Origin of the sequence: Ruminococcus sp. MCC718 (assembly GCF_018783905.1) — a bacterium.
Classification (GTDB): Bacteria; Bacillota; Clostridia; order Lachnospirales; family Lachnospiraceae; genus Hominisplanchenecus; species Hominisplanchenecus faecis.
Genome location: NZ_WQNP01000079.1, coordinates 1 through 213, shown reverse-complemented (window position 1 = coordinate 213; position 213 = coordinate 1). Strand labels below are relative to the sequence as shown.

Below are 213 nucleotides of genomic sequence, written 5' to 3'. Positions count from 1 at the left end.
ATTGGATGAAGTAATGGAACAAAAAATCAAAACCATAATCATAACGCACAAAGATAGATTTATCAGATTTGGCTATGATTGGTTTGAAAAATTCTGCATGAAGTTTCATACGACCATAGTGATAGTAAACAATGAAGAACTATCACCACAAGAAGAACTCGTGCAGGATATTGTTTCTATTCTTCATGTGTTCTCCTGCAGGTTGTATGGACT

Annotated in this window: 1 pseudogene; it reads left to right on the top strand. The window is 34.3% G+C overall.

Annotated features, from left to right (window positions below):
* Window positions 1-213, top strand: a pseudogene (locus GPK60_RS08095) (IS607 family transposase); the annotation flags it as partial.